Genomic DNA, 20,348 nt, shown 5'->3' on the forward strand with positions numbered 1-20,348 from the left:
TCCTGCGGCAACGGCGGCGCCGGCCGCCCCGGCCGCCCCGCCCGATGCCCTGGCCGCCGCCTACGACAGCTTCCAGACTCTGCTGGACGCCTTGCCGATTCCCATCTGGCTACGCGACGGGAGCCTGGATGTCGCTTTCACCAACCGCGCCTGCCAGCCGGACCTGGTTGCCGACCTGACCGGCGGCGATCTGGCGGCGCGGGCCCGCGATGGCGGCACGGCGCAGGTCGAGCCGAGGCGTATCGGCTCGGGCGGCGAGGCCATGGTGCTCGACGTGACCGAAACCCCGGTGCGCGGTTGGGTCGGGACCGCGGGCTTCGCCCGGGAACGCCCGGCACCGCCGCCGCCCCCTCCTCCTCCGGGCCTGCCGGAGGATATCCTGGAGGGCCTGGAAACCGCGGTCGCCATCTTCGCCCCCGACACTCGGCTGATCCGGGCCAACGGGGCCTACACCCGCCTCTGGGGCCTGGACCCGGAGCGTCTGACGGGCCGGCCCGGCCTGGGTGAAATTCTCGACGAGGCGCGCGAGCGCCGCCGGCTGCCCGAGCCGGCCGACTTCAAGGCCTTCAAGGAAGGCCTGCTGGAACGGTTCGGCAAGCCGGAAGCGATCAGCGGCCCGTGGCATCTGCCCGACGGGCGCACGGTGCGCGTTTCCTTCACGCCCCGCGACGCCGGTGGCCTGATTATGGCCTGCGACGACGTCTCCGAACGTCTCGCCCTGCAACGGGACCTGCATACCCTGGAAGCGGTGCGGCGCGAGACCCTGGACAATCTGCACGAAGGCATCGCCGTCTTCGGCGGCGACGGCCGGCTACGCCTGACCAATCCGGCCTTCCGCCGCATCTGGCACCTGGCGCCCGAGGACTTGGCTCCGGGGGCCCACGTTTCCGATTTCGTCGAGCGGACCCGGCCCTTCGTTCAGGTGGCCGGCGCCTGGGAACAGCACCGTGCCCGCGTGGTCGCCCGCATCGCCGGTCGCGAGCCGCATCGTGGCCGCTTGGTACGCGGCGACGGCAGCATCCTCGATTTCGCCAATGTGCCGCTGCCCGACGGTGCCGTGCTGCTCAGCTACCTGGACGCCACCGACAGCGCCCAGGTGGAAATGGCACTACGCGAACGTGCCACCGCGTTGGACGAGGCCAACCGCCTGAAATCGGCCTTCATCGCCAACGTCAGCCACGAAATCCGGACGCCGATGACCACCATCGTCGGCTTCGCCGAGACCTTGACCCAGGAATATTTCGGCAAGCTCAATCGCCGGCAACTCGAATACAGCCAGGGCATCCTGGATGCCTCCCAGGGCCTGATGCGGGTGGTCAGCGACATCCTGGACCTGGCATCCATCGAAGCCGGCCTGTTGCGCCTGGAATTGGACACGGTGGACCTGCACGCCATGCTGATCGGCGTCCTGGGCCTGGTCCGAGAACGGGCCAAGCGCCAGAACCTGAAGCTGGAATTCGACTGCCCGGCGGACATCGGCTGGATCGTCGCCGACGAAAGGCGCTTGCGCCAAGTCTTCTTCGGCCTGCTGGGCAACGCGCTCAAGTTCACCCCGGCCCGCGGGACGGTTCTGTTGGCGGCCCGGCGCGGCGATACCGAGGTGGCGATCCTGGTGGCCGACACCGGAGTCGGCATTCCTCAGGCCGACCTGGACCGGGTGTTCGGCAGCTTCGAGCGCGCGGCGCCGCCGGTGGATGCCGAACCGGCCGGGGCAGGCCTGGGCCTGTCGATCGTCAAGCAGTTCGTGGAGTTGCATGGGGGCCGGGTTGAAATCCGCTCCGTCCCCGGCAAGGGGACCACGGTAACCTGCCACTTGCCGGCCGGCGGAACCGCCGACGACGTTCCGATGTTCCCGACGCCGGGGCTGGGGTGAATCCTCCCCGTTGACCCGGCCGGCGTAATCCCGTTTTATCTAACGGCCCTTTCGGGCGGGGAATTCGACAGGCACAGGCTGACATAGGGGGATACCCATGACTCGTTCTATCTTCAAGCGTGGCGCGGTAGCCGCGGCTGCGCTACTGGCCTTCACCGGCATGGCCTCGGCCAAGGAGCCGATCAAGATCGGCGCCTTTCTCTCGGTCACCGGCCCGGCGTCCTTCCTGGGCGATCCGGAACTGAAGACCCTGCAGATGATGCTGGAGGAGATCAACAAGGGCGGCGTGCTGGGCCGCAAGGTGGAACTGGTCCACTACGACACGGCGGGCGACGCGGAAAAGGCCAAGACGGCCGCCAAGCGCCTGATCGACAGCGACAAGGTCGACGTGATCGTCGGCGGCTCGACCACCGGCGAGACCATGGCGGTGATTCCGCTGGCCGAGGAGGCGGGCGTTCCCTTCATCTCGCTGGCCGGCGGCGTGCCCATCGTCGAACCGGTGAAGAAGTGGGTCTTCAAGACCCCGCACACCGACAAGATGGCCTGCGCCAAGATCTTCGTCGACATGCAGAAGCGCGGCCTGTCCAAGGTGGCCCTGATCTCGGGCACCGGCGGCTTCGGCAAGTCCATGCATGGCGAATGCGAGAAGCTGGCGCCCGCCTACGGCATCGATCTGGTGGCCAAGGAGACCTACGGCCCCAAGGACACCGACATGACGCCGCAGCTCACCAAGATCAAGGGCACGGCGGGCGTGCAGGCGATTCTCAACGCCGACTTCGGCCAGGGGCCGGCCATCGTGACCAAGAACATCAAGCAGCTCGGCATCGCCTTGCCGGTCTATCAGTCGCACGGCGTAGCCTCGAAGAAGTACATCGAACTGGCCGGCGATGCGGCGGAAGGCATCCGCCTGCCCGCCGCCGCGGTGCTGGTGGCCGACAAGCTGGCCGGCAACGATCCGCAGAAGCTGGTCGCCATGAAGTTCAAGACCGAGTTCGAGGGCCGCTTCAAGGCCGAGGTTTCCACCTTCGGCGGCCATGCCTTCGACGGATTGAACATGGCGCTGGCCGCCATGGCGCGGGCGGGCGGAACCGACAAGGCCAAGGTGCGCGACGAGATCGAGAAGACCTCCGGCTATATCGGCACCGGCGGCATCGTCAACATGAGCCCCACCGACCACATGGGGCTTGATCTTTCCTCCTTCCGGATGCTTGAAATCCGCAAGGGCGACTGGACGCTGGCCGACTAAGTCGCGGACGGAACTGCAATCCGGGGGGCGCTTCCGGCGCCCCCCGTCGTTTTCCAGTGGGAGCGGAACGATGGGCGACAAGCAACTGCGGCTGGGCATCCCCAAGGGCAGCCTGGAAGAAGCCACGGTCAGTCTGTTCGCGCAGGCAGGCTGGGATATCCGGTCGCGCTCGCGCAACTATTTTCCCACCATCGACGATCCCGAGATCGCCTGCGCCCTGGTGCGGTCCCAGGAAATGGGCTCTTACGTGGCAGGCGGCACCCTGGACGCCGGACTGACCGGCATCGACTGGGTGATGGAGACCCAGGCCGACGTCGAGGTGGTGGCCGACTTGGTCTATTCCAAGGCGTCCGACCAGCCCTGCCGCTGGGTGCTGGTGGTCGACCGCGACTCGCCGATCCAGAAGGTCGAGGACCTGCAGGGCAAGACGGTGGCCACCGAGCTTCTGGGCTTCACCCGCCGCTACCTGGCGGAACGGGGCGTCGAGGCCAAGGTCGAGTTCTCCTGGGGCGCCACCGAGGCCAAGGTGGTCGAGGGCCTGGCCGACGCGGCGGTGGAGATCACGGAAACCGGCAGCACCATCAAGGCCCACGGCCTGCGCATCGTCTGCGACCTGCTGCACACCCATACGGTGCTGGTCGCCAACAAGGAGGCCCTGAAGGACCCCTTCAAGAAGGCCAAGATCGACCAGATCGCCTTGATGCTGCAAAGCGCGCTGGCCGCCCGCCATCGGGTTCTGCTGAAGCTCAACGCGCCGACGGCGAAGCTGGACGACGTTTCCAAGCTACTGCCCAGCCTGCACGCCCCGACGATCTCGCACCTCACCGACCCGGCCTGGGTGGCGGTGGAAACCGTGGTCGAACGGCGCAGCGTGCGCGATCTCATTCCCCGTCTGCGCGCGGCGGGCGCCGAAGGCATCCTGGAAATCGATCTCAAGAACGTCTGCTGAGGGCGCCGGGGGCTTCCTCGGTCGCGCAGTATTCGGCCAGGGCCTCCCGCCAGGGGCGCAGCGGCGGGAGCTTGGTCATGCGGAGCGGAGTCGTCGTGCTGCGCCGGGCCGGGGCGGGAAAGTCGGCGAGCGTCGCCTTTTCCACATCCGCCTCCAACCCCAGCATCCGCAAGGCTTCGACGGTCAGTTCGTAGAGGGAGGCCTGGCCGGTGTTGGCCAAGTGATAAAGTCCGTAGGGCCGCCGCTCGTCCAGCACCCTGCTAACCGTCGCGGCTACGTCCTTGGCGTAGGCCGGCGTCCCGATCATGTCGGTCACCACCTTGAGCCGGCGTTCCCCCGCCCGGACCCGGTCCAGCATGCGTTCCAGGAACTGGGTGCGCCGGCCGCCGCCGCCGAACAGCACCGGCAGGCGGAAAATATAGTGGGCTTCCAGGGCTTCGCGCACCACGACCTCGGACATGTACTTGGTGAAGCCGTAGGTGCTGACCGGATCGGGGAGGTCGTCCTCCGTGAGGAAGTCGCCCTTGGCGCCGCTGAATACCGAATCGGTGCTGAAATGGATCAGGCGGAAACCCCGGCTCGCCCCCAGGCGGGCGAGATGTTGCGGGAACAGGGTATTGATCCGGAAGGCTTCGGACGGGGCCCGTTCGCAGTCGTCGAGACGAACCTGGGCGATGGTGTTGACGACCGCTTCGGGCTTCGTCTCCGCGATCAGGCGGGTCACGGCGGCGAAATCGGCGGCGTCGAAGTCGCCGGAGGCACGTCCCATGACCTCGTGGCCGGCCGCCAGTTCGCGGTCCAGCGCCGTTCCCATCTTGCCCGTATGCCCCAGCAGAAGAATCCGTGCCATGCCCAAGCTTTGGCACAGCCGCCCCCTGACCTCAAGCCGCATGTCTGCTACCATCGGCCCGGATCAAGGAGATCGCCATGCCCTACCTCGATTTCGTCCAGGACCTGCACCGGCGGACGGCGCGCGACTACATCGGCCGGGTGACCGCCCACGACAAGGCGGAATGCGCCGCCCTGGCCGGCCGCTTCGGCGAGGAATACTGGGACGGGCCCCGGCATCTGGGCTACGGGGGCTACCGTTACGACGGCCGTTGGCGCCCAGTGGCCGACCGCATGGCGGCCCATTACGGACTGAAGGCGGGAGACCGGGTGCTGGATGTGGGTTGCGGCAAGGGATTCCTTCTCTACGAACTCGCCCAGGCGGTGCCGGGGCTCGAAATCGCAGGCCTCGACATTTCCGGCTACGCCATCGCCCATGCCAAGGAGGAGGTGCGGCCCCATCTGGTCCAGGGCACGGCCTCCGACCTGCCCTGGCCCGACCGCTCCTTCGACTTCGTGGTCAGCTTGACCGCCCTGCACAACCTGTTCCTGCCTGACCTTTGGCGGGCTTTGGGCGAACTGGAGCGGGTGGCCAAAGGTGGCCGCTACCTGAGCGTCGAGGCTTACCGGGACGAGAAGGAAAAGGCGAACCTGCTCTACTGGCAGCTTACCTGCCGCGCCTTCCATACGCCCGCCGAATGGGAATGGCTGTTCGCCAAGGCCGGCTATACGGGCGATTTCGGCTTCATCTATTTCGAATGATTTCGTCGTAGAGGCCGATCAGGCGGAAGATCTCCTTATCCATCCCGTGGGCCTCGTTGTAGCGGCGCACGTTGGCCGCCAGGGCGTCGCGGTCGGTCCGCCCGAGAACCTCCGCCAGCCGGGGAATATCCTTGGCCGGCAGGCCGAGGCCCATGCCGTGGTCTTCCAGCAGCCTGGTCATGTCGCCGTATTCGGCGATGACGATGCCGGGCAGCCCCGCTTCCAGGTAGGAAAAGAACCGGGTCGGCATGACGCCTTGCATCCACAAGGGATCGAGACGCAGGACCCGGGGGTCGAAATCGAAGAGGTGAATCCCGTAGTCGTAGCCGGAAATGGCTTCGGCGAAGCGGTCGGGGGCGATGCCGGGCAACAGGCGGAAGCGGTCGCATTCCCTCTCCAGGCGGCGGTAAGGCTCGAACTGCGGGCCCAGCTTGGCCGGATCGACCTGGGGCGGGTGGTAGATATCCACGGCGAAGCCCTGGTCCAGCAGGCTGCGGAACACGCCGGGCATGGAGACCTCTGGGAACAACGAGGGCGGATGGTCCTTGTCGGGCGGCAGGAAGGAACCGGCATAGACCAGCCGGATCGGCCCGTCTTCGCGCGGGGCGCCGGGGTGACCGAACTCGGGGCAGGGGTAGGGCTGGAATTCCAGATAGCGGGGTCGGGCTCCCTGGCGCTCCGCCCAGGCGGCGGCGACGGCGGGCGAATAGCGCGACACGACGGCATCGGCATGGCGGAGGATGAAGGCCTCCAGGGTGATATCGAAGTCGATCAGCCGCCGGTCCCATTTTATGGCCATGTCGGCGGGCGCGGCGAAAAGCGAGGTGGCGTCGTAGAATTCGCAGACCACGGCGGCGTCGGGACAGGACTCGATGGCCAGTCGGCCCAGGACGTACATCCACATCCAGCATTGGACATGGACCACATCGGGCCTGAGGGCCGCCAGGACGGCCCGCATCAGGCGAAAGCTGTTGCGGGTATCGGCCAAGCCGTCGAAATGTGCCGCGAACATCGCCGACAGGTTCTGGGGCAGGGGCGACAGGGAGAGCAGGAATACCTTATGCCCGTTCCGCCTCAGATACATGGCCTCGCGCAGGATGACGAAGTAGGGCGTGGTGGCGACGAACAGGACGCGGCGGCATCCGTCGGGATCGGGCCGGTTGACCGCCTCGACGAAAGGCCGCAGCGGACCGGCCAGGATGCGGGCGTCGTGGGCGGCGAAGCATTCGGCCAGCCCGCCCTCGCGGGCCAGGGTTGCGACTCTTCCCAGAATGTCCGGCTGTCCGGTCTGCGGCGTTCCGGGGCGAAAGAGCGGCAAAATCTGTTGCTCGATCAGGGCGCGCTGGGCGAAGGGCGAGGCGGCCGCCGCGTCGGCCAGAAAGGCCCTGGCGGCGTCGATGTCGCAATAGGGTAGGGAGGACTCCTCGAAAAAGGCCTCGTAGAGTCTTGCGTCCGCTTGGCCGGTCACATTACCCCCCTAGACGAACGCCAGATGGTCCTCGTCGGTGGCCAGGAAGTCGGTCACCAGCATGTTCTTCTGGTGGCTGGCGCAGTTGTGCGGGCAGTGGATCGAGGGATCGACCGCATAGGCCCGGCGCCGGTTCTCTTCCGAGAACCAGAATTCCCGGAACGAACGGTCCTTGATCGATCCCAGCTTGCCGGCTTCCGTATAGGCCTTGTCCTGGCAGGTATAGACCATGCAGTCGGCGCCGATCACCGGGGTGAACTGGATGGTCGGGCAGACGTGGTAGGGATGTTCGAACCGCTCGGTGACCAGGTGATAGTGGTTGACCACCTGGAACCCGTCGCCGCGAAGTTCCATGGCGCGTTCGATCTCTTCGTTGACCCGGGGCGCCAAGCGGCGGTGATAGGCGTTGGTCTCGCGGCCGTCGTTGCTGGTGATGACGGCGGCCAGCTTGACCTGCTGCAGGCCGGTCGCCTTCAGCCGGCGGCAGAGATCGAAAAGATGTTCGTGATTGCCCTCGCCAATGATGATCGAAGCCCCCAGGACGCAATGGCTGCCGCGCGCCGCGAAGGATTCCATGTTGGCGATCAACTTGTCGAAGGCGTCCTCGGCCACGTGGCGGGCCTTGGCATAGCTGGGGCCGTCCCAGCCGTCGATGGAAACCCGCACCCAGGTGGCATGGGCGGCGAAGGCGTCGGCGACCCGGCCTTTCAGGTTGGAGCCGTTGGTCAGGGCGCCCACCCGCACCCCGCCCGCCGCCAGACGCTCGATACAGTCGGGCAGGGGTTTGTAGATCAAGGGCTCCCCGCCGCCGGAAAACGTCACCGCCTTAACCCCCATGGCGACGATGTCGGCCACGATCTCCATCATCTTGGCGGGCGGGATGGCGTCGCGCTCATCCATGTCCTGGCCCAGTTGCAGGTTGCCGACCCGATAGGCGCAGTACCAGCAATCGTGGTTGCAGTGGTTGATCGGCTTGATCCGGATGTTCACCGGTGCGGCCAAACGGCCGTGCCTGAGGGCGTCCAGGCGATCCGGGAAGGCCAGGGCCTTGAGATTGCTGTAGACCTGAACGGGAGCGGCTTCGCTGCCGCTCGTGTCGGCCGCCACCGGTTTCTCGGAGGCGGGCCGGGTGGAGGAGACTGTCATCTGTCCTCGCCGAAGTCATTCTGACCGGTGGCGCCACTCGCGCCACTGGTCATTCTACATCATGCGGACCCAGGGCGGAAGCGGCCTCAGGCGCAGCCCAGGGCGAACCCATGAATCGTTAACGGCCAATGAGGGCGGCCTTGAGGCGTTTGCGCTTGAGGGGGAGCTTGCAGGACTTGTCCTGCTTGACGAGATTGAGGGCGATTTTGCGGACGAGAGCGAGGTTCAGGGGTGCATTGTCCTTGCGGGATCGGCAGGCATTCTCGCGGAAGGTGACGTCGAGGGTCCAGTGGAGATTGTTCTCGATGCCCCAAGGGTGCGGCTGGTGTCGAGAATGCGCTTGGCCTTGGGCGGCAGGGAGGCGATGTAGAGCCGCGTTTCGCTGGCCGTCCGTCCGGTTTTCTTGTCGGTGCGGGCGCAGATGACGGCGGCGATGCTGCGCAGGCCGCATCGATAATCGCCGCGTCCGGTTCTTTAGTACGACGCAGATGCCTTGATTGAAGTCCTGGTCGAGCGCGAAATTACCCCCGTCATTCCGCCCAAAGCCAACCGCCTCATAAGACGCGAAACCGACTTCGCCCTCTATCGAGAGCGGAACCTTGTTGAACGCTTCTTCTGCAAACTCAAAGGCTTCCGGGCGATCGCAACTCGCTATTTCCTCGCGGCAGTTCAACTCGTCTCGGTGCTATTCTGGCTCAACTGACGACACGCCCTAGGAGCCGTTGATAAATTACCGCTTTAGCCGAGGAAGTTGTCGATCGCCGACTGGTCCATGGTCTTCTCGCTGCCGTGGATGATTGCCGAAGCATGGTCGGTCAACTTCTGCAGCATCTGGGTGGCGGCCGAGACGGATTCCTGCAACGGGCCGGGATTCCCGGCTTCCAGTTCCTTTTCCACGCGACTGATGGCGGCGGCGACGATGTGGGCCATCTGGGTGATCGTCCGTTCGAAGGCGATGCGGAACTTCTTCGGCACGTGCTTGTAGGCTTCGATGGCCAGTTCCCTGTCGGAGAACGTGCTGTCACGGAAGTGTTCGGCATAGGTTTTCGGCTTCCAGGCCTTCGCCTCCTCCAGCAACTCCGGCATCATCGGTATCATGTCGAGGGTCATCACGATTTCATTGAAATGATTCAAATAATCCGTTGCAAGCAAGGTGTTGCGGTTGATGTTCGTGCCTTCCACCCGCTTCTGGAATTCCAGGAAGTCCGACTTTTCTTCCATCGTCAGACCGTCAAGAATGTCGATATCGTCAGCCATCCGGCAGCCCCCGCCCGGTGCCATTCCCGCCAATGTAACATACTGCCGACGACGCCTTTCGCCAAGCGAACAAAGACACGGGGAACAAAGACACGGGTTGACAGCCGGGCCGGACGGCTCCAACCTCCGCCCCATGCAAAGGGTTCATGTCACTTGCGTAGCCCTGGACGGGGTCGGCCTGCTGTTGCGGGGACCGTCGGGTGGCGGAAAGTCGGACCTTGCCTTGCGCCTGATCGATGCGGGCGCGCGCCTGGTCGCCGACGACTACGCCGACCTGGAGGTCAAGGGCGGCCGGCTGGTGGCGACCGCGCCGGAGACCATTGCCGGGCTGATCGAGGTCCGCGGCATCGGTGTTTTGCGCGTCGGCTGCCTGCCCGAGGCGCCGGTGGCCCTGGTCGTCGATCTGGTTCCGGCCGGGGCTGTCGACCGCCTGCCCGAGCCAGCCGTCTGCACCGATTACGGCTTGGCCCTGCCCTTGGTCCGGCTGGACCCTTTCCAATCCTCGGCTCCGGCCAAGCTGCGCCTCGCGTTGCGGCTGGCTCGGGGCGATCTGGCTCGCGCCGATGGTTGACGAGTTCCGCTCCTCCTGCTCCGTGGTGCTGGTCACCGGGATGTCGGGGGCCGGGAGGACCAGCGCCTTGAAGGCCTTCGAAGACCTGGGATTCGAGGCCCTGGACAATCTCCCGCTGTCGCTTCTGGAACGGCTGGTCACACCCTTGCCGCGGCCCTTGGCCATCGGCGTCGATATCCGGACCCGCGATTTCGGCATCGAATCCTTCGTGCGGGGCATCGGCCACTTGGCGGCCGACGGACAGGTCAAGGTCCAAGTGTTGTTCCTCGATTGCGACGATGAGGAACTGCGTCGCCGCTACGCCGAGACCCGCCACCGTCATCCCTTGGCCGGCGACCGGCCGGTGGAGGACGGCATTGCCCGCGAGCGCGCCGCCATTTCCCCGCTACGCGACCGGGCCGATCTGGTGATCGACACCACGGGCTTGGCGCCCGGCGACCTGAAACGCATCCTGGCCGGGCATTTCGGGCAGGGCGGCCCACGCGGGCTCGCGGTCTTCGTCACGTCCTTCGGTTTCAAGCGCGGCCTGCCACGCGAGGCCGATCTGGTCTTCGACGTGCGCTTTCTCGCCAATCCCCACTACGATCCGGCCCTGCGGCCCTTGACGGGGCAGGACTCCAAAGTGGCCGAATTCGTGGCGCGCGATCCGGATTTCCAACGCTTCTTCGACGGACTGACAGCCCTTCTGCTGCCGCTCTTGCCCCGCTACGCGGCGGAGGGCAAGAGCTATCTGACCATCGCGGTGGGCTGCACCGGAGGTCGTCATCGCTCGGTTTTCGTCGCCGAACGGCTGGCCGCCTGGATGAGAGATCGCGGCCAACCGGTACAACTGCGCCATCGGGACTTGGAACCTTCGGCCGCTTGAGGCATGCTCCGGCCAGTTCCGGGAGGGAAAAGAACAATGATCGGAATGGTGCTCGTAACCCACGGCAGGCTGGCGGAGGAACTGATCCTCGCCCTCGAGCATGTCGTCGGCCCCCAGCCCAGCACGGTGGCCGTCTGCATCGGCCCCGAGGACGACATGGAACAGAGGCGCCGCGACATCCTCGAATCGGTGGCTCGCGTCAACCAGGGCCAAGGCGTCATCGTGCTGACCGACATGTTCGGCGGCACGCCGTCCAATCTGGCGATCTCGATCATGGACAAGGCCAACGTCGAGGTCATCGCTGGCGTCAACCTGCCCATGCTGGTCAAGCTGGCCAGTGCCTGCAAGTCGGCGACCCTGGATTCGGCAGCGACCTGTGCCCAGGAGGCGGGACGCAAATACATCAATATCGCGTCTCATCTGCTGACCCAGGAAGGCAAGAAATGAACGGCGACGAGGGAACCCTCCGCCGTAGCGCCACCATCCGCAATCAGCGTGGCTTGCATGCCCGCGCCGCCGCCAAGTTCGCCAAGCTGGCCGGAAACTTCCAGGCGGAAATCCAGGTGTCGCGCAACGGGACGTCCGTATCCGGGGTTTCCATCATGGGCCTGATGATGCTGGCCGCCGCCATCGGCGTCGAGATCGACCTGGAGGCCAGGGGCCCTCAGGCCCAGGGGGCCTTGGATGCCTTGGTAGCTCTGATCGACGCCCGTTTCGACGAGGAAGAATAGGGACCCCCATGATCGATGGCGCCGCCGAGATGGTCTTCGAGGGGCTTGGCGTATCGCCGGGCATCGGGGTCGGCGTGGCTTTCGTGCGCGAGGCCGGCATGATGTCGGCTCCCGAGTACCGTATCGCGGCGGCCCGGGTGCCCAAGGAACTGGACCGCTTCCGCGCGGCCCAGGCCCGCGCTCGGCGCCAGATCGGTCAACTGCGCTCCAAGGCCCGCGCCGCCAAGGGATCGCAAGAGGACCTGCAGGACCTGCTGGACGCCTATATCCAAATGCTCAAGGATTCGCGGCTGGTGCGCGGCGTGCTGGTACGCATCGAACGCGACCGGGTGAACGCCGAATCGGCGGTGCAGGCGGAACTGGCCGACATCGCCGAGCAGTTCTCGGCCATGGACGACCCTTACATCAAGGCCCGGGTGGAAGACATCCGCGCCGTCGCCCAGCGTCTACAGCACAACCTGCACGAGGCGCCGCGCAATCCCTTCGCCAACCTGCCGAAGAACAGCATCGTGGTGGCCGAGGACCTGTCGCCGGCCGACACGGCGCAGCTCGACCCCGCCAACGTCGTGGGCTTCGCCACCCTGCTGGGCGGTGCCGAAGGCCATACGGCGATCATGGCGCGGGCCCTGGGAATTCCGGCGGTGCTGGGCGTGGCGGGCCTGATGCGCGGGGTGCGGGCCGGCACCCTCCTGATCGTCGACGGCGCCCAGGGACGGGTGATCCTCAATCCCTCGGCCGACACCTTGGAAGCCTACCGTCGCCGCAAGTCGGAGGGCCTGCGCGAGGAACGGACTCTGGCCCGCCTGCGCCGCCAGCCCTCGGTGACCCGGGACGGGATACCGGTCACCCTGATGGCCAATGTGGAATTGCCCATACAGATGGGTGGCGTCGTCCAGGTGGGGGCCGCCGGTATCGGGCTGTTGCGTAGCGAGTTCCTGTTCATGAACCGCGAGACCATCCCGACCGAGGACGAGCAGTACGAATTGCTGCGCGGCGTGGTCGAGCGGATGGACGGCAAGCCGGTGACCGTGCGCACCCTGGACGTGGGCGGGGAGAAGACGTCGGCGGCCCTTATGGGAGATTACGCCGACACCGCTTCGTCGGCCCTGGGCCTGCGCGGCATCCGCTTGTCCCTGGTGTTGGAAGAAGTGCTGGAGACCCAGTTCCGCGCCGTCCTCAGGGCGGGTGCCCACGGGCCGGTACGCATCCTGCTGCCCATGGTGACCACGGTATCCGAGGTGCGGCGGGCGCGCGACGTGCTGGCCCGCGCCGTCAAGCGCCTGAAGCGGCGCAAGGCCAGTTTCGCCAATCCCCTGCCGCCGCTGGGGGTGATGATCGAGGTGCCGGGCGCGGCGCTTTCCGCCGACAGCCTCGCTCGGGCCTGCGACTTCTTTTCCATCGGGTCCAACGACCTGACCATGTATACGTTGGCCATCGACCGCACCGACGAACACGTGGCGCACCTTTACGATCCCCTGAATCCGGCGGTGCTGCGCCTGATTCAGTTCGCCGCCACCGCCGCCCACCGGGCCGGCATACCGATCGGGATTTGCGGCGAGATCGCGGGCGATCCCCGCTACACGGCGCTGCTGCTGGGTCTTGGCTTGCGTGAACTCAGCATGACCGCCAGTTCCATCCCGCGGGTCAAGCAACGCCTGCACACCCTTGACGTCGAAGCGGCCATCCGCCGCGCCACCCTGATTATGGACCAGGTGGATTCCGGCCGCATCACCATGCTGCTGGAAGATTTCAACGCCCTGGCCTGATCAAAGGCCGCCCGAGGGAGCTTCCTTGCCCTGGGGGGCCTTCTTTTCGGGAGTCTTGGCCTTGGGGTCGTCGAAGATGTCGAACAAGTTGCGCAGGAAGCCGGGCGTCAGGGCGGAAAGCGGGTTGACCGTCGCCTCGGGCTTGTCCGAAGGCCCGCTGATCCGGTAGCGGGCCGCGAAGACGCCGCCGCCCTTTTCTCCTCCCGTCAGGATCTCGCCCAGGATCGGCACGTTGCCAAGGAAGGTGTTGAGGGCATAGGCGGGGACGATGGTCCCTTGCATGTCCAAGGTATCGTGGACGGTATCGATGCGTCCCGAGGCGGTGAAGCCCAGCGATACCCCGGAGCTTTTCGCCTCGTTCACCTCGGCGATGCCGTCGCGGTAGACGAAGGGGGCTTCCAGCTTGAGGAAGCCGATGCCTTCCCCCTGCAGGCCGTCGAGGATGCCCGTGATCGCCGCCAGGCTGACGAGATGAGCGAGCAGATGGGCATTGCGGACCCGGTAGTCCTTGATTTCCAGGGTTCCCGCCAGGGGCGAAGCGGCATCGGTGTCGTCGTACCGCCCTTGGATGTCCAGGGTTCCACCGATCATGTTCTCGTAGAAACCCAGCGTCTTCAGGAAGGAGCCGGCGTCGTCGGCATGGACGGTCAGGGCCCGCTTGCCAGCCGTCTCGGGCACCACGCGGATGCGAAAGGCCTGGCCGCCCTCGTCGCGTCCTTCCAGGCCGACCGACCGCCAAAGTTCGCGGGCCCGGTTCAGGCTTCCCTTGATGCGCCGGAGCTTGTGGTCCTTCGACACCCAGATGGTGTCGAGATCGACGTCGACGGTGAGGGCCAGGCTGTCCCAGGGTTGCTGGTCGGGCTTGGCCGTCGCGCCGTGGGGCTTGTCCTCCAGGGCCGGGGCGAGATCGAAGGCGGCGCCGGACAACGCCACTTTCCAGCCGCCGTCGGGCTGAGGCGTCAAGGTTCCCTTCATGTCGGTACGGCCGTTGCCGTAGGCCAAGCGGGTGAAGCGCAGCCGATCCAGACCGGTGCCGGCCTTGGAATAGACGGCGTCGCCGGTCACCACCAGGTTGGAGGCGACGATCGAGAACTCCTCGATGTCGGTCACCGTCTCGCCCTGAAGGACCAAGCCAAGGTCGGCCTTGCCCTCCACGCCCATCGATTTGTACCAGTTGATGGCCGGGATATCGACCGAAAGGTCCTTCAGGTCCGCGCTGGCTTTGAGCCGGTTGCGGCCGCCCTTGAACTGGGTGAACTGCAGGGCGATGTCGGCCGCCCCGCGCACATAGTTTCCGGCGAAGGGGCCAAGGCCCAAGCCCAGATCCTCGGTGTTGCGGACGTCGGGAATACGACCCCGCAGGTCGTAATGGCTGACCACGGCGGCCTTGTCGCCGAAATTGCGTCGCCAGAGCAGGGTTGCCGGAACGCCGGCCAAGCGGATGTTGCCCCGGACGTCCATGCCCTGCTTGTCGACCTTCAGGTCCAACTCGCCATCGCCGACTTCGCGTCCCAGGACCGCATTGGCCAGGCGCAGGCCCTTCAGGGCCGCTTCCGCCGCCACGTCCACCTGATCCATGGTCACGGTCTTTTCGAGGATGAAGTCGAGCTTCAGGCGAGTATGGGCGGTGCCCCGCGCCCCCGCCGGCAGGACGCCCAGCGCGCTGGCGAATCCCAAAGGCTTATGGTCCACCAGTTCCAGGGCGCCGCGCACCGGCCCGTCGATGAAGAGTTCGATGTCGGCGAATTGATCGCGTTGGTCGAGGCCGGTCAGGAAGACCGTGCCCTTGCGCACCGCCAAGTCGCGGACTTCTCCGCGTGACAGAACGATGTCGAAGCGCTGGGGATTGAAGGTGGCCCGGCCATAGGCCTTGCGCGCCTTGGGCATGGGCGGCAGGTAGTCGACGGTGACGTTCTCGATGTCCATGTCGCCGGTCAGCGATTCCAGGGCGACCTTTCCATCGGGCAGGAAACGCAGGGCGATGTCGGCCTCGGCGCGGGGGACCCCGCCCTCGGACATGTGGGTGGTTACCCAGGCATGGGCATCGCTGCCCCAGGCTTTCGGCCAATAGCGCTTGAGGTCATCGGTTCGGGTGCCGGCCAGAAGGGCATGGGCGGTTACCGTGGTGCCGGGAGCGCTCGCGATGCCTTCCGCCCGTCCTGCAACGCTCAGGCGGGGACCGGAGAGGTCGATTTCCAGGAGCGAGATGTCGGCCGTTCTGGCCTGCCCCGAATAAACGCCCGCCGCCCGCAGGGTGCGGATGGGCATCTCGTGGTTGGTGGGGGCCGGCAGCAGCAGGCGGGCTCCATCGACGAAGTCGATGCCCAGGTGCTCGACGATCAGGTTCTCGTCGGGTCCTCCGGCCCGTCCCTTCAGCGTGACGGCCTTCACGGCGATCCGCTGGGCGAAGGGATCGGGCAAGGCCAAGTGCCCGTCGCTGCCCTTGATATCGAAGCCGACCGCCTCGATCTGGCCGGTCTTGTCGAGGCTCAGGCTGGCCGTGCCGTGGACCGGCAACTCAAGCGCCGCCACCGGTGCCAGGGCCGGAGCAAGACGGGAGAAGAGGGCGGGGCGCAGGCCGTCGAACTCAAGGCCCAAATCCAGGCGTCGGTCCTGGGTGCGGTAATCGCCCAGCAGGGCCAGGTGCGCCTTGTGTCCCTCGACGGCGAGGTCGAAGGACAGTTCGCCCCTCAGGCCCGCGTCGTCCCGTCTGAGGTGCAGGCGTGCCGCCGGGGCCCGCCATGATACCCCCAGCATGTGGTCGATCAGCGTCAGGTCCGCCTCGATCACGTCGATGCGCGCCAAGTAGCTGAGCGGCAGTTCCGGCCGGGGGGGCTCGGTCAACTGCTCCAGCATGCGGGTGAGCGCCGTGCCCTGCTCGGGGGCCTCTTCGCCCTCGCCGACGGCGGCGTCCCCGCCGAGCGAGACCTGCAGGCGGCCGTCCTTCATCCGGACCAGGGTCAGGGACGGATGAATGAGTTCGAGTCGCCGGGGGGCGGCGACGCCGCGCGCCAAGGCGGCGACGCTCAGCGACAAGGACAACTCGGGCACCCGGGCCAGCACGGTCTCCAGCGGGTCGATGGCGCGGGCGTTGACCACCCGGATGTCGAGGGCCCGCTGCCAGCCACCCCAGGTCAGGATGGTATCGTCCAGCCGCACCCGGATATCTGGATGCGCCTCGCTCAGGATGCGTTCCAGGTGTGGCGTCAGGAAGGTCAATGAGATCGGTCCCGACGACAAGCGCCACGCGGCCAGGGCCGTGACGATCGCCAGGCCCGCGCCGAGTCCGCCCAGGATCTGGATCAGTCCCCGGAAAGTCCTTTTGATCACCGACGATCCTTTTCCGCCCCGTCGCCCTTGACCACCCCCTTAACGTTGCGCAGTGTGCGTGAAAACGGAGTTAATTCAAATGGACCTTTTCGGCCATCCCGTCGACCTTGCCGGACTTCCCCGCCCAGCCGAAAGGGAGGCGGCCCGCATCGGGATCGAGCGCTGGCTGGAAGCCGCCCGCGAAGACGGGGATGCCGGGCTTGCCGACAGAGCGGCGGCGACCATCGCAAACCCCCGGCTCCGCAAGCTTTTGGAAGGGGTGTTCGGCAACAGTCCCTATCTGACATTTTGCGCCGAGCGGGACCCCGGAAGTCTCTTACGGGTACTGGGAGAGGGGCCGGACAAGGTGGTCGGCGAGGTGAGCGGCGAACTGGATGGCCTGCGCCGCCGTGCCATCGAGGAGGCCGAACTTTCCGCCGCCCTCAGGCGTGCCAAGCGGCGAATCGCCCTGGCGGTGGCCTTCGCCGACATCGCCGGCTTGTGGGGCTTGAAGCGGGTCACCGAGGCCCTGTCCGATTTCGCGGCCCAGGCCGCCTCCTGTGCCGCCGCCCATGCCTTGCGGGTCCAGGCGGCGCGCGGCGCCTTCACGCTCCGGCATCCGGACGATCCGGAACGGGATTCGGGCTACATCCTGATCGGCATGGGCAAATTGGGGGCGCGGGAACTCAACTATTCCAGCGATATCGACCTGATCGTGCTGTTCGATCCGGAAAAGGTCGCCACCGACGATCCGGACGCCCTGCAAGGCCACTTCGTACGCGTCACCAAGACCCTGGTGCGGTTGCTCGACGACCGCACGGAGGAAGGCTACGTCTTCCGCACCGACCTGCGCTTGAGACCCGACCCCGGCTCGACGCCCATTGCCATTTCGGTGCTGGCCGCCGAACTCTATTACGAAAGCGTCGGCCAGAACTGGGAACGCCTGGCCATGATAAAGGCCCGCCCGGTGGCCGGCGACCTGGAAGCCGGCCAAGCCTTCGTGGCCGGCCTGAAGCCTTTCGTCTGGCGGCGTAGCCTGGATTTCGCCACCATCCAGGACGTGCACGCCGTCAAGCGCCAGATCAACGCCCACAAGGGCGGCGCCAGCATCGCCGTGGCCGGTCACAACATCAAGCTGGGCCGGGGCGGTATCCGCGAGATCGAGTTTTTCGCCCAGACCCAGCAGTTGATTTTCGGCGGCCGCGAGCCCCGGCTCCGCCAGACCGGCACCGAGAAGGCCCTGATGGCCCTGGCGGCCGAAGGCCGGACGTCCCACGAGGCGGCGGGAGAGATGATTTCCGCCTACCACTACCTGCGGCGCCTCGAACACCGCCTGCAAATGATCAACGACGAACAAACTCAGACCCTGCCGGAGACGGACGAAGGACTGGACCGTCTGGCCGCCTTCATGGGTTACGACGACCGGCGGGCCCTGGCCCAGGACCTGGTCGGCCACCTGCGCAAGGTCGAACAGCGCTACGCCGAACTGTTCGAGGACTCGCCGGCGCTCTCGGGCATGGACGATATCCCCGGCAACCTGGTCTTCACCGGCAGCGACCCCGATCCCGACACCTACCGCACCCTGGAAACCATGGGCTACCGCCATCCGGCGGTCGTCGACGCCACGGTGCGGGGTTGGCACCATGCCCGCTACCGGGCGACCAGCACCCGCAAGGCCTGCGAGATCCTTACCGAATTCATGCCCCGCCTGCTCAAGGCCCTGGCGGCGACCCCGGATGCCGACGCCGCCTTCCTGAAGTTCGACGAATTCCTGTCGCGCCTGCCGGCCGGGGTGCAGCTCTTTTCGATGATTAGGGTCAATCCCCATCTGCTCGACCTGCTCGCCGAGATCATGGGAGCGGCTCCCAAGCTGGCCGAGCATCTGGCCCACCGGCCGCAGGTACTCGAAAGCGTCCTGGCCCCCGGCTTCTTCGAACCGCCGCCGCCGGTGGAAACACTGCTGGAGGAGATGGACCGGGTGCTCAGCCAGGCCATTAGTTTCGAGGACCTGCTCGATCTGGCACGGCGCTGGGTCGCCGACCGCAAGTTCCAGATCGGGGTGCAGAGCCTCAAAGGTCTGATTGCCCCGCGCGCCGCCGCCCTGGCCCTCAGTACCGTCGCGGAAGCTGCGCTGGCCCGCTTGTATCCGCATGTCGAGGGCGACTTCGCCAAGATCCACGGCCGCTTTCCCGGCCGGGGCATGGCGATACTGGCCATGGGCAAGTTGGGTGGGCGCGAAATGACGCCGGCCTCCGACCTGGACCTGATCTTCGTCTATGATACCGGCGGGGCCGAGGCTTCGGACGGCCTCCGGCCGATCGCTCCCAGCCAGTACTTCGCCCGCCTGAGCCAACGCTTCATCAACGCCATCACCGCCCAGACGGCGGAAGGGGCGCTCTACGAGGTGGACATGCGCCTCCGGCCATCGGGCAAGGCCGGGCCCATCGCGGTCAGCCTGGAAGCCTTCGCCAAGTACCAGCGCGAGGAGGCCTGGACCTGGGAGCACATGGCGCTCACGCGGGCCCGGGCGATTTCCGCCCCACCCGAACTGGGCGACGCGGTCAAGGCCATCATCCGCGAGGTCCTGACCCGGCCGCGCGAAGCCGACCGGTTGCTGCGGGACGTTGCCGACATGCGGCGGCGCATGGATGCGGAGCACCACACGGATTTCATCTGGGAGGTCAAACACCTGCGCGGCGGCTTGGTGGATATCGAGTTCCTCACCCAATACCTGCAGCTTCGCCACGGCCAAGTCCAGCCAGAGGCCCTGTCCCAGAACACCCACCTGGCGCTGGAGCGTCTGCGGGACGCCGGCTGTCTGGCACCGGCCCTGGCCGGAACGCTGTTGGAAGCCCTGGATCTCTGGCAGGCTTTGCAGGGCCTGCTGCGCCTAACCATTCCCGGCTATTTCGTCCAGGGCAGGGAAAAGGATGTTCCGGAGGCCCTGCGTGGTATGCTGGCGCGCCTCGGCGATTGTCCCGATTTCGGGGCGCTGGAGAACCGCATACGGCAAACCTCGGCGAAGGTTCACGACATCTTCAAGGAAATGATCGAAAATCCGGCCGCCAGCCTGCCACCCCCCAAGGAGGACCATTCCCCATGACCGTTGGACCCGGCGATCCCGCTCCATCCTGCCCTTTGCCGGTCGACGGCGGCGGCAACTTGGCTCTGTCCGATCTGAAGGGCCGGGTCGTGGTGCTCTATTTCTATCCCAAGGACAACACGCCGGGCTGCACCCGCGAGGCCATCGACTTCCGCGACCGCAAGGCCGCCTTCGACGCCGTCGGCGCGGTGGTGGTCGGGGTGTCCCGCGACTCCATCAAGAGCCACAAGGGCTTCAAGAAGAAGCAGGAACTGAACTTCGTCCTGCTCGCCGACGAGGAAGCGTCGCTCTGCCAAGCCTACGAGGTGTGGAAGGAAAAGAAGCAGTACGGACGCAGCTTCATGGGCATCGAGCGGTCCACCTTCCTCATCGACCGCCAGGGCGTCATCCGCCGCGAATGGCGCAAGGTGAAGGTGGAGGGCCATGCCGACGAGGTGTTGAAGGCGGCGCGGGAGTTGTAACCGGGGGACGGCT

The 20,348-nt window shown here is 66.4% G+C and carries 16 protein-coding genes and 2 pseudogenes; 12 read left to right on the forward strand and 6 right to left on the reverse strand.

Annotated elements, in window-relative coordinates; all coding sequences use genetic code 11:
* From H7841_06755 to hisG, 3 genes are all read left to right on the forward strand, one after another.
* A partial coding sequence (locus H7841_06755) for a PAS domain-containing sensor histidine kinase (GenBank protein MEO5336576.1) occupies positions 1-1,873 on the forward strand: 1,873 nt, incomplete at its 5' end.
* A gap of 97 nt (positions 1,874-1,970) precedes the next feature.
* Positions 1,971-3,119, forward strand: coding sequence for an ABC transporter substrate-binding protein (locus tag H7841_06760; protein ID MEO5336577.1), 1,149 nt, complete (start codon positions 1,971-1,973; stop codon positions 3,117-3,119).
* A gap of 70 nt (positions 3,120-3,189) precedes the next feature.
* Positions 3,190-4,068 carry an ATP phosphoribosyltransferase gene (gene hisG, locus H7841_06765; GenBank protein MEO5336578.1) on the forward strand — a complete coding sequence of 293 codons (879 nt, stop codon included), beginning with the start codon at positions 3,190-3,192 and terminating at the stop codon, positions 4,066-4,068.
* On the opposite strand, the gene H7841_06770 is transcribed toward hisG, so the two are convergent.
* The gene (locus H7841_06770) at positions 4,052-4,918 is read right to left on the reverse strand and encodes an NAD(P)-dependent oxidoreductase (GenBank protein ID MEO5336579.1); all 867 of its coding nucleotides are present in this window, start codon (positions 4,916-4,918) and stop codon (positions 4,052-4,054) included. The two genes, hisG and H7841_06770, sit on opposite strands and share 17 nt — an antisense overlap.
* Before the next feature lie 77 nt (positions 4,919-4,995).
* On the opposite strand from H7841_06770, the gene H7841_06775 reads away from it, so the two are divergent.
* Positions 4,996-5,658, forward strand: coding sequence for a class I SAM-dependent methyltransferase (locus H7841_06775; protein MEO5336580.1), 663 nt, complete (start codon positions 4,996-4,998; stop codon positions 5,656-5,658).
* Here the strand turns inward: H7841_06775 and H7841_06780 are convergent.
* The 3 genes and pseudogenes from H7841_06780 to H7841_06790 form a co-directional block, all read right to left on the reverse strand.
* Positions 5,642-7,126, reverse strand: a complete 1,485-nt coding sequence (locus tag H7841_06780) for a glycosyltransferase family 4 protein (protein ID MEO5336581.1) — start codon at positions 7,124-7,126, stop codon at positions 5,642-5,644. The genes H7841_06775 and H7841_06780 overlap by 17 nt on opposite strands.
* Before the next feature lie 9 nt (positions 7,127-7,135).
* Positions 7,136-8,272: a radical SAM protein gene (locus tag H7841_06785; protein ID MEO5336582.1), complete on the reverse strand. Its 1,137-nt coding sequence runs from the start codon at positions 8,270-8,272 to the stop codon at positions 7,136-7,138.
* A gap of 184 nt (positions 8,273-8,456) precedes the next feature.
* Positions 8,457-8,608 (reverse strand): annotated as a pseudogene (locus H7841_06790) (transposase).
* Positions 8,609-8,750: 142 nt separating this feature from the next.
* Between H7841_06790 and H7841_06795 the strand changes: the two are divergent.
* A pseudogene (locus tag H7841_06795) lies at positions 8,751-8,975 on the forward strand (IS5/IS1182 family transposase).
* A gap of 35 nt (positions 8,976-9,010) precedes the next feature.
* On the opposite strand, the gene H7841_06800 reads toward H7841_06795, so the two are convergent.
* The gene (locus tag H7841_06800; protein MEO5336583.1) at positions 9,011-9,529 is read right to left on the reverse strand and encodes a hypothetical protein; all 519 of its coding nucleotides are present in this window, start codon (positions 9,527-9,529) and stop codon (positions 9,011-9,013) included.
* 133 nt (positions 9,530-9,662) lie between these two features.
* Here H7841_06800 and H7841_06805 point away from each other — a divergent pair, with 133 nt between their 5' ends.
* The 5 genes from H7841_06805 to ptsP are packed head-to-tail and all read left to right on the forward strand — an operon-like array spanning position 9,663 to position 13,462.
* A complete protein-coding gene (locus H7841_06805; GenBank protein MEO5336584.1) occupies positions 9,663-10,100 on the forward strand; it encodes an HPr kinase/phosphatase C-terminal domain-containing protein in 438 nt (145 codons plus the stop codon).
* Positions 10,093-10,965 (forward strand): RNase adapter RapZ, encoded by an 873-nt coding sequence (gene rapZ, locus H7841_06810; GenBank protein ID MEO5336585.1) that lies wholly within the window; start codon positions 10,093-10,095, stop codon positions 10,963-10,965. The genes H7841_06805 and rapZ overlap by 8 nt, the downstream gene beginning before the upstream one ends.
* Before the next feature lie 36 nt (positions 10,966-11,001).
* Positions 11,002-11,412, forward strand: coding sequence for a PTS sugar transporter subunit IIA (locus H7841_06815; protein ID MEO5336586.1), 411 nt, complete (start codon positions 11,002-11,004; stop codon positions 11,410-11,412).
* Positions 11,409-11,696, forward strand: coding sequence for an HPr family phosphocarrier protein (locus tag H7841_06820; GenBank protein MEO5336587.1), 288 nt, complete (start codon positions 11,409-11,411; stop codon positions 11,694-11,696). Before H7841_06815 ends, H7841_06820 begins: the two co-directional genes overlap by 4 nt.
* Positions 11,697-11,704: 8 nt before the next feature.
* Positions 11,705-13,462: a phosphoenolpyruvate--protein phosphotransferase gene (gene ptsP, locus H7841_06825; protein ID MEO5336588.1), complete on the forward strand. Its 1,758-nt coding sequence runs from the start codon at positions 11,705-11,707 to the stop codon at positions 13,460-13,462.
* Here the strand turns inward: ptsP and H7841_06830 are convergent, their stop codons facing one another.
* Positions 13,463-16,792, reverse strand: a complete 3,330-nt coding sequence (locus H7841_06830) for a DUF3971 domain-containing protein (protein MEO5336589.1) — start codon at positions 16,790-16,792, stop codon at positions 13,463-13,465. It lies immediately after the preceding gene.
* Between the two features lie 79 nt (positions 16,793-16,871).
* Here H7841_06830 and H7841_06835 point away from each other — a divergent pair, with 79 nt between their 5' ends.
* A complete protein-coding gene (locus H7841_06835) occupies positions 16,872-19,874 on the forward strand; it encodes a bifunctional [glutamine synthetase] adenylyltransferase/[glutamine synthetase]-adenylyl-L-tyrosine phosphorylase (protein MEO5336590.1) in 3,003 nt (1,000 codons plus the stop codon).
* Positions 19,871-20,335 carry a peroxiredoxin gene (locus tag H7841_06840; protein ID MEO5336591.1) on the forward strand — a complete coding sequence of 155 codons (465 nt, stop codon included), beginning with the start codon at positions 19,871-19,873 and terminating at the stop codon, positions 20,333-20,335. The genes H7841_06835 and H7841_06840 overlap by 4 nt, the downstream gene beginning before the upstream one ends.
* Positions 20,336-20,348: the final 13 nt, after the last annotated feature.

It is taken from the genome of Magnetospirillum sp. WYHS-4 (genome assembly GCA_039908345.1).
Taxonomy (GTDB): domain Bacteria; phylum Pseudomonadota; class Alphaproteobacteria; order Rhodospirillales; family GLO-3; genus JAMOBD01.

Excerpts from the sequence above, each read along its gene's own strand:
- H7841_06760 (MEO5336577.1), top strand. The coding sequence starts at position 1,971 with ATGACTCGTTCTATCTTCAAGCGTGGCGCGGTAGCCGCGGCTGCGCTA.
- hisG (MEO5336578.1), top strand. The coding sequence starts at position 3,190 with ATGGGCGACAAGCAACTGCGGCTGGGCATCCCCAAGGGCAGCCTGGAA.
- H7841_06770 (MEO5336579.1), bottom strand. The coding sequence starts at position 4,918 with ATGGCACGGATTCTTCTGCTGGGGCATACGGGCAAGATGGGAACGGCG.
- H7841_06775 (MEO5336580.1), top strand. The coding sequence starts at position 4,996 with ATGCCCTACCTCGATTTCGTCCAGGACCTGCACCGGCGGACGGCGCGC.
- H7841_06785 (MEO5336582.1), bottom strand. The coding sequence starts at position 8,272 with ATGACAGTCTCCTCCACCCGGCCCGCCTCCGAGAAACCGGTGGCGGCC.
- H7841_06800 (MEO5336583.1), bottom strand. The coding sequence starts at position 9,529 with ATGGCTGACGATATCGACATTCTTGACGGTCTGACGATGGAAGAAAAG.
- H7841_06805 (MEO5336584.1), top strand. The coding sequence starts at position 9,663 with ATGCAAAGGGTTCATGTCACTTGCGTAGCCCTGGACGGGGTCGGCCTG.
- rapZ (MEO5336585.1), top strand. The coding sequence starts at position 10,093 with ATGGTTGACGAGTTCCGCTCCTCCTGCTCCGTGGTGCTGGTCACCGGG.
- H7841_06815 (MEO5336586.1), top strand. The coding sequence starts at position 11,002 with ATGATCGGAATGGTGCTCGTAACCCACGGCAGGCTGGCGGAGGAACTG.
- H7841_06820 (MEO5336587.1), top strand. The coding sequence starts at position 11,409 with ATGAACGGCGACGAGGGAACCCTCCGCCGTAGCGCCACCATCCGCAAT.
- ptsP (MEO5336588.1), top strand. The coding sequence starts at position 11,705 with ATGATCGATGGCGCCGCCGAGATGGTCTTCGAGGGGCTTGGCGTATCG.
- H7841_06835 (MEO5336590.1), top strand. The coding sequence starts at position 16,872 with ATGGACCTTTTCGGCCATCCCGTCGACCTTGCCGGACTTCCCCGCCCA.
- H7841_06840 (MEO5336591.1), top strand. The coding sequence starts at position 19,871 with ATGACCGTTGGACCCGGCGATCCCGCTCCATCCTGCCCTTTGCCGGTC.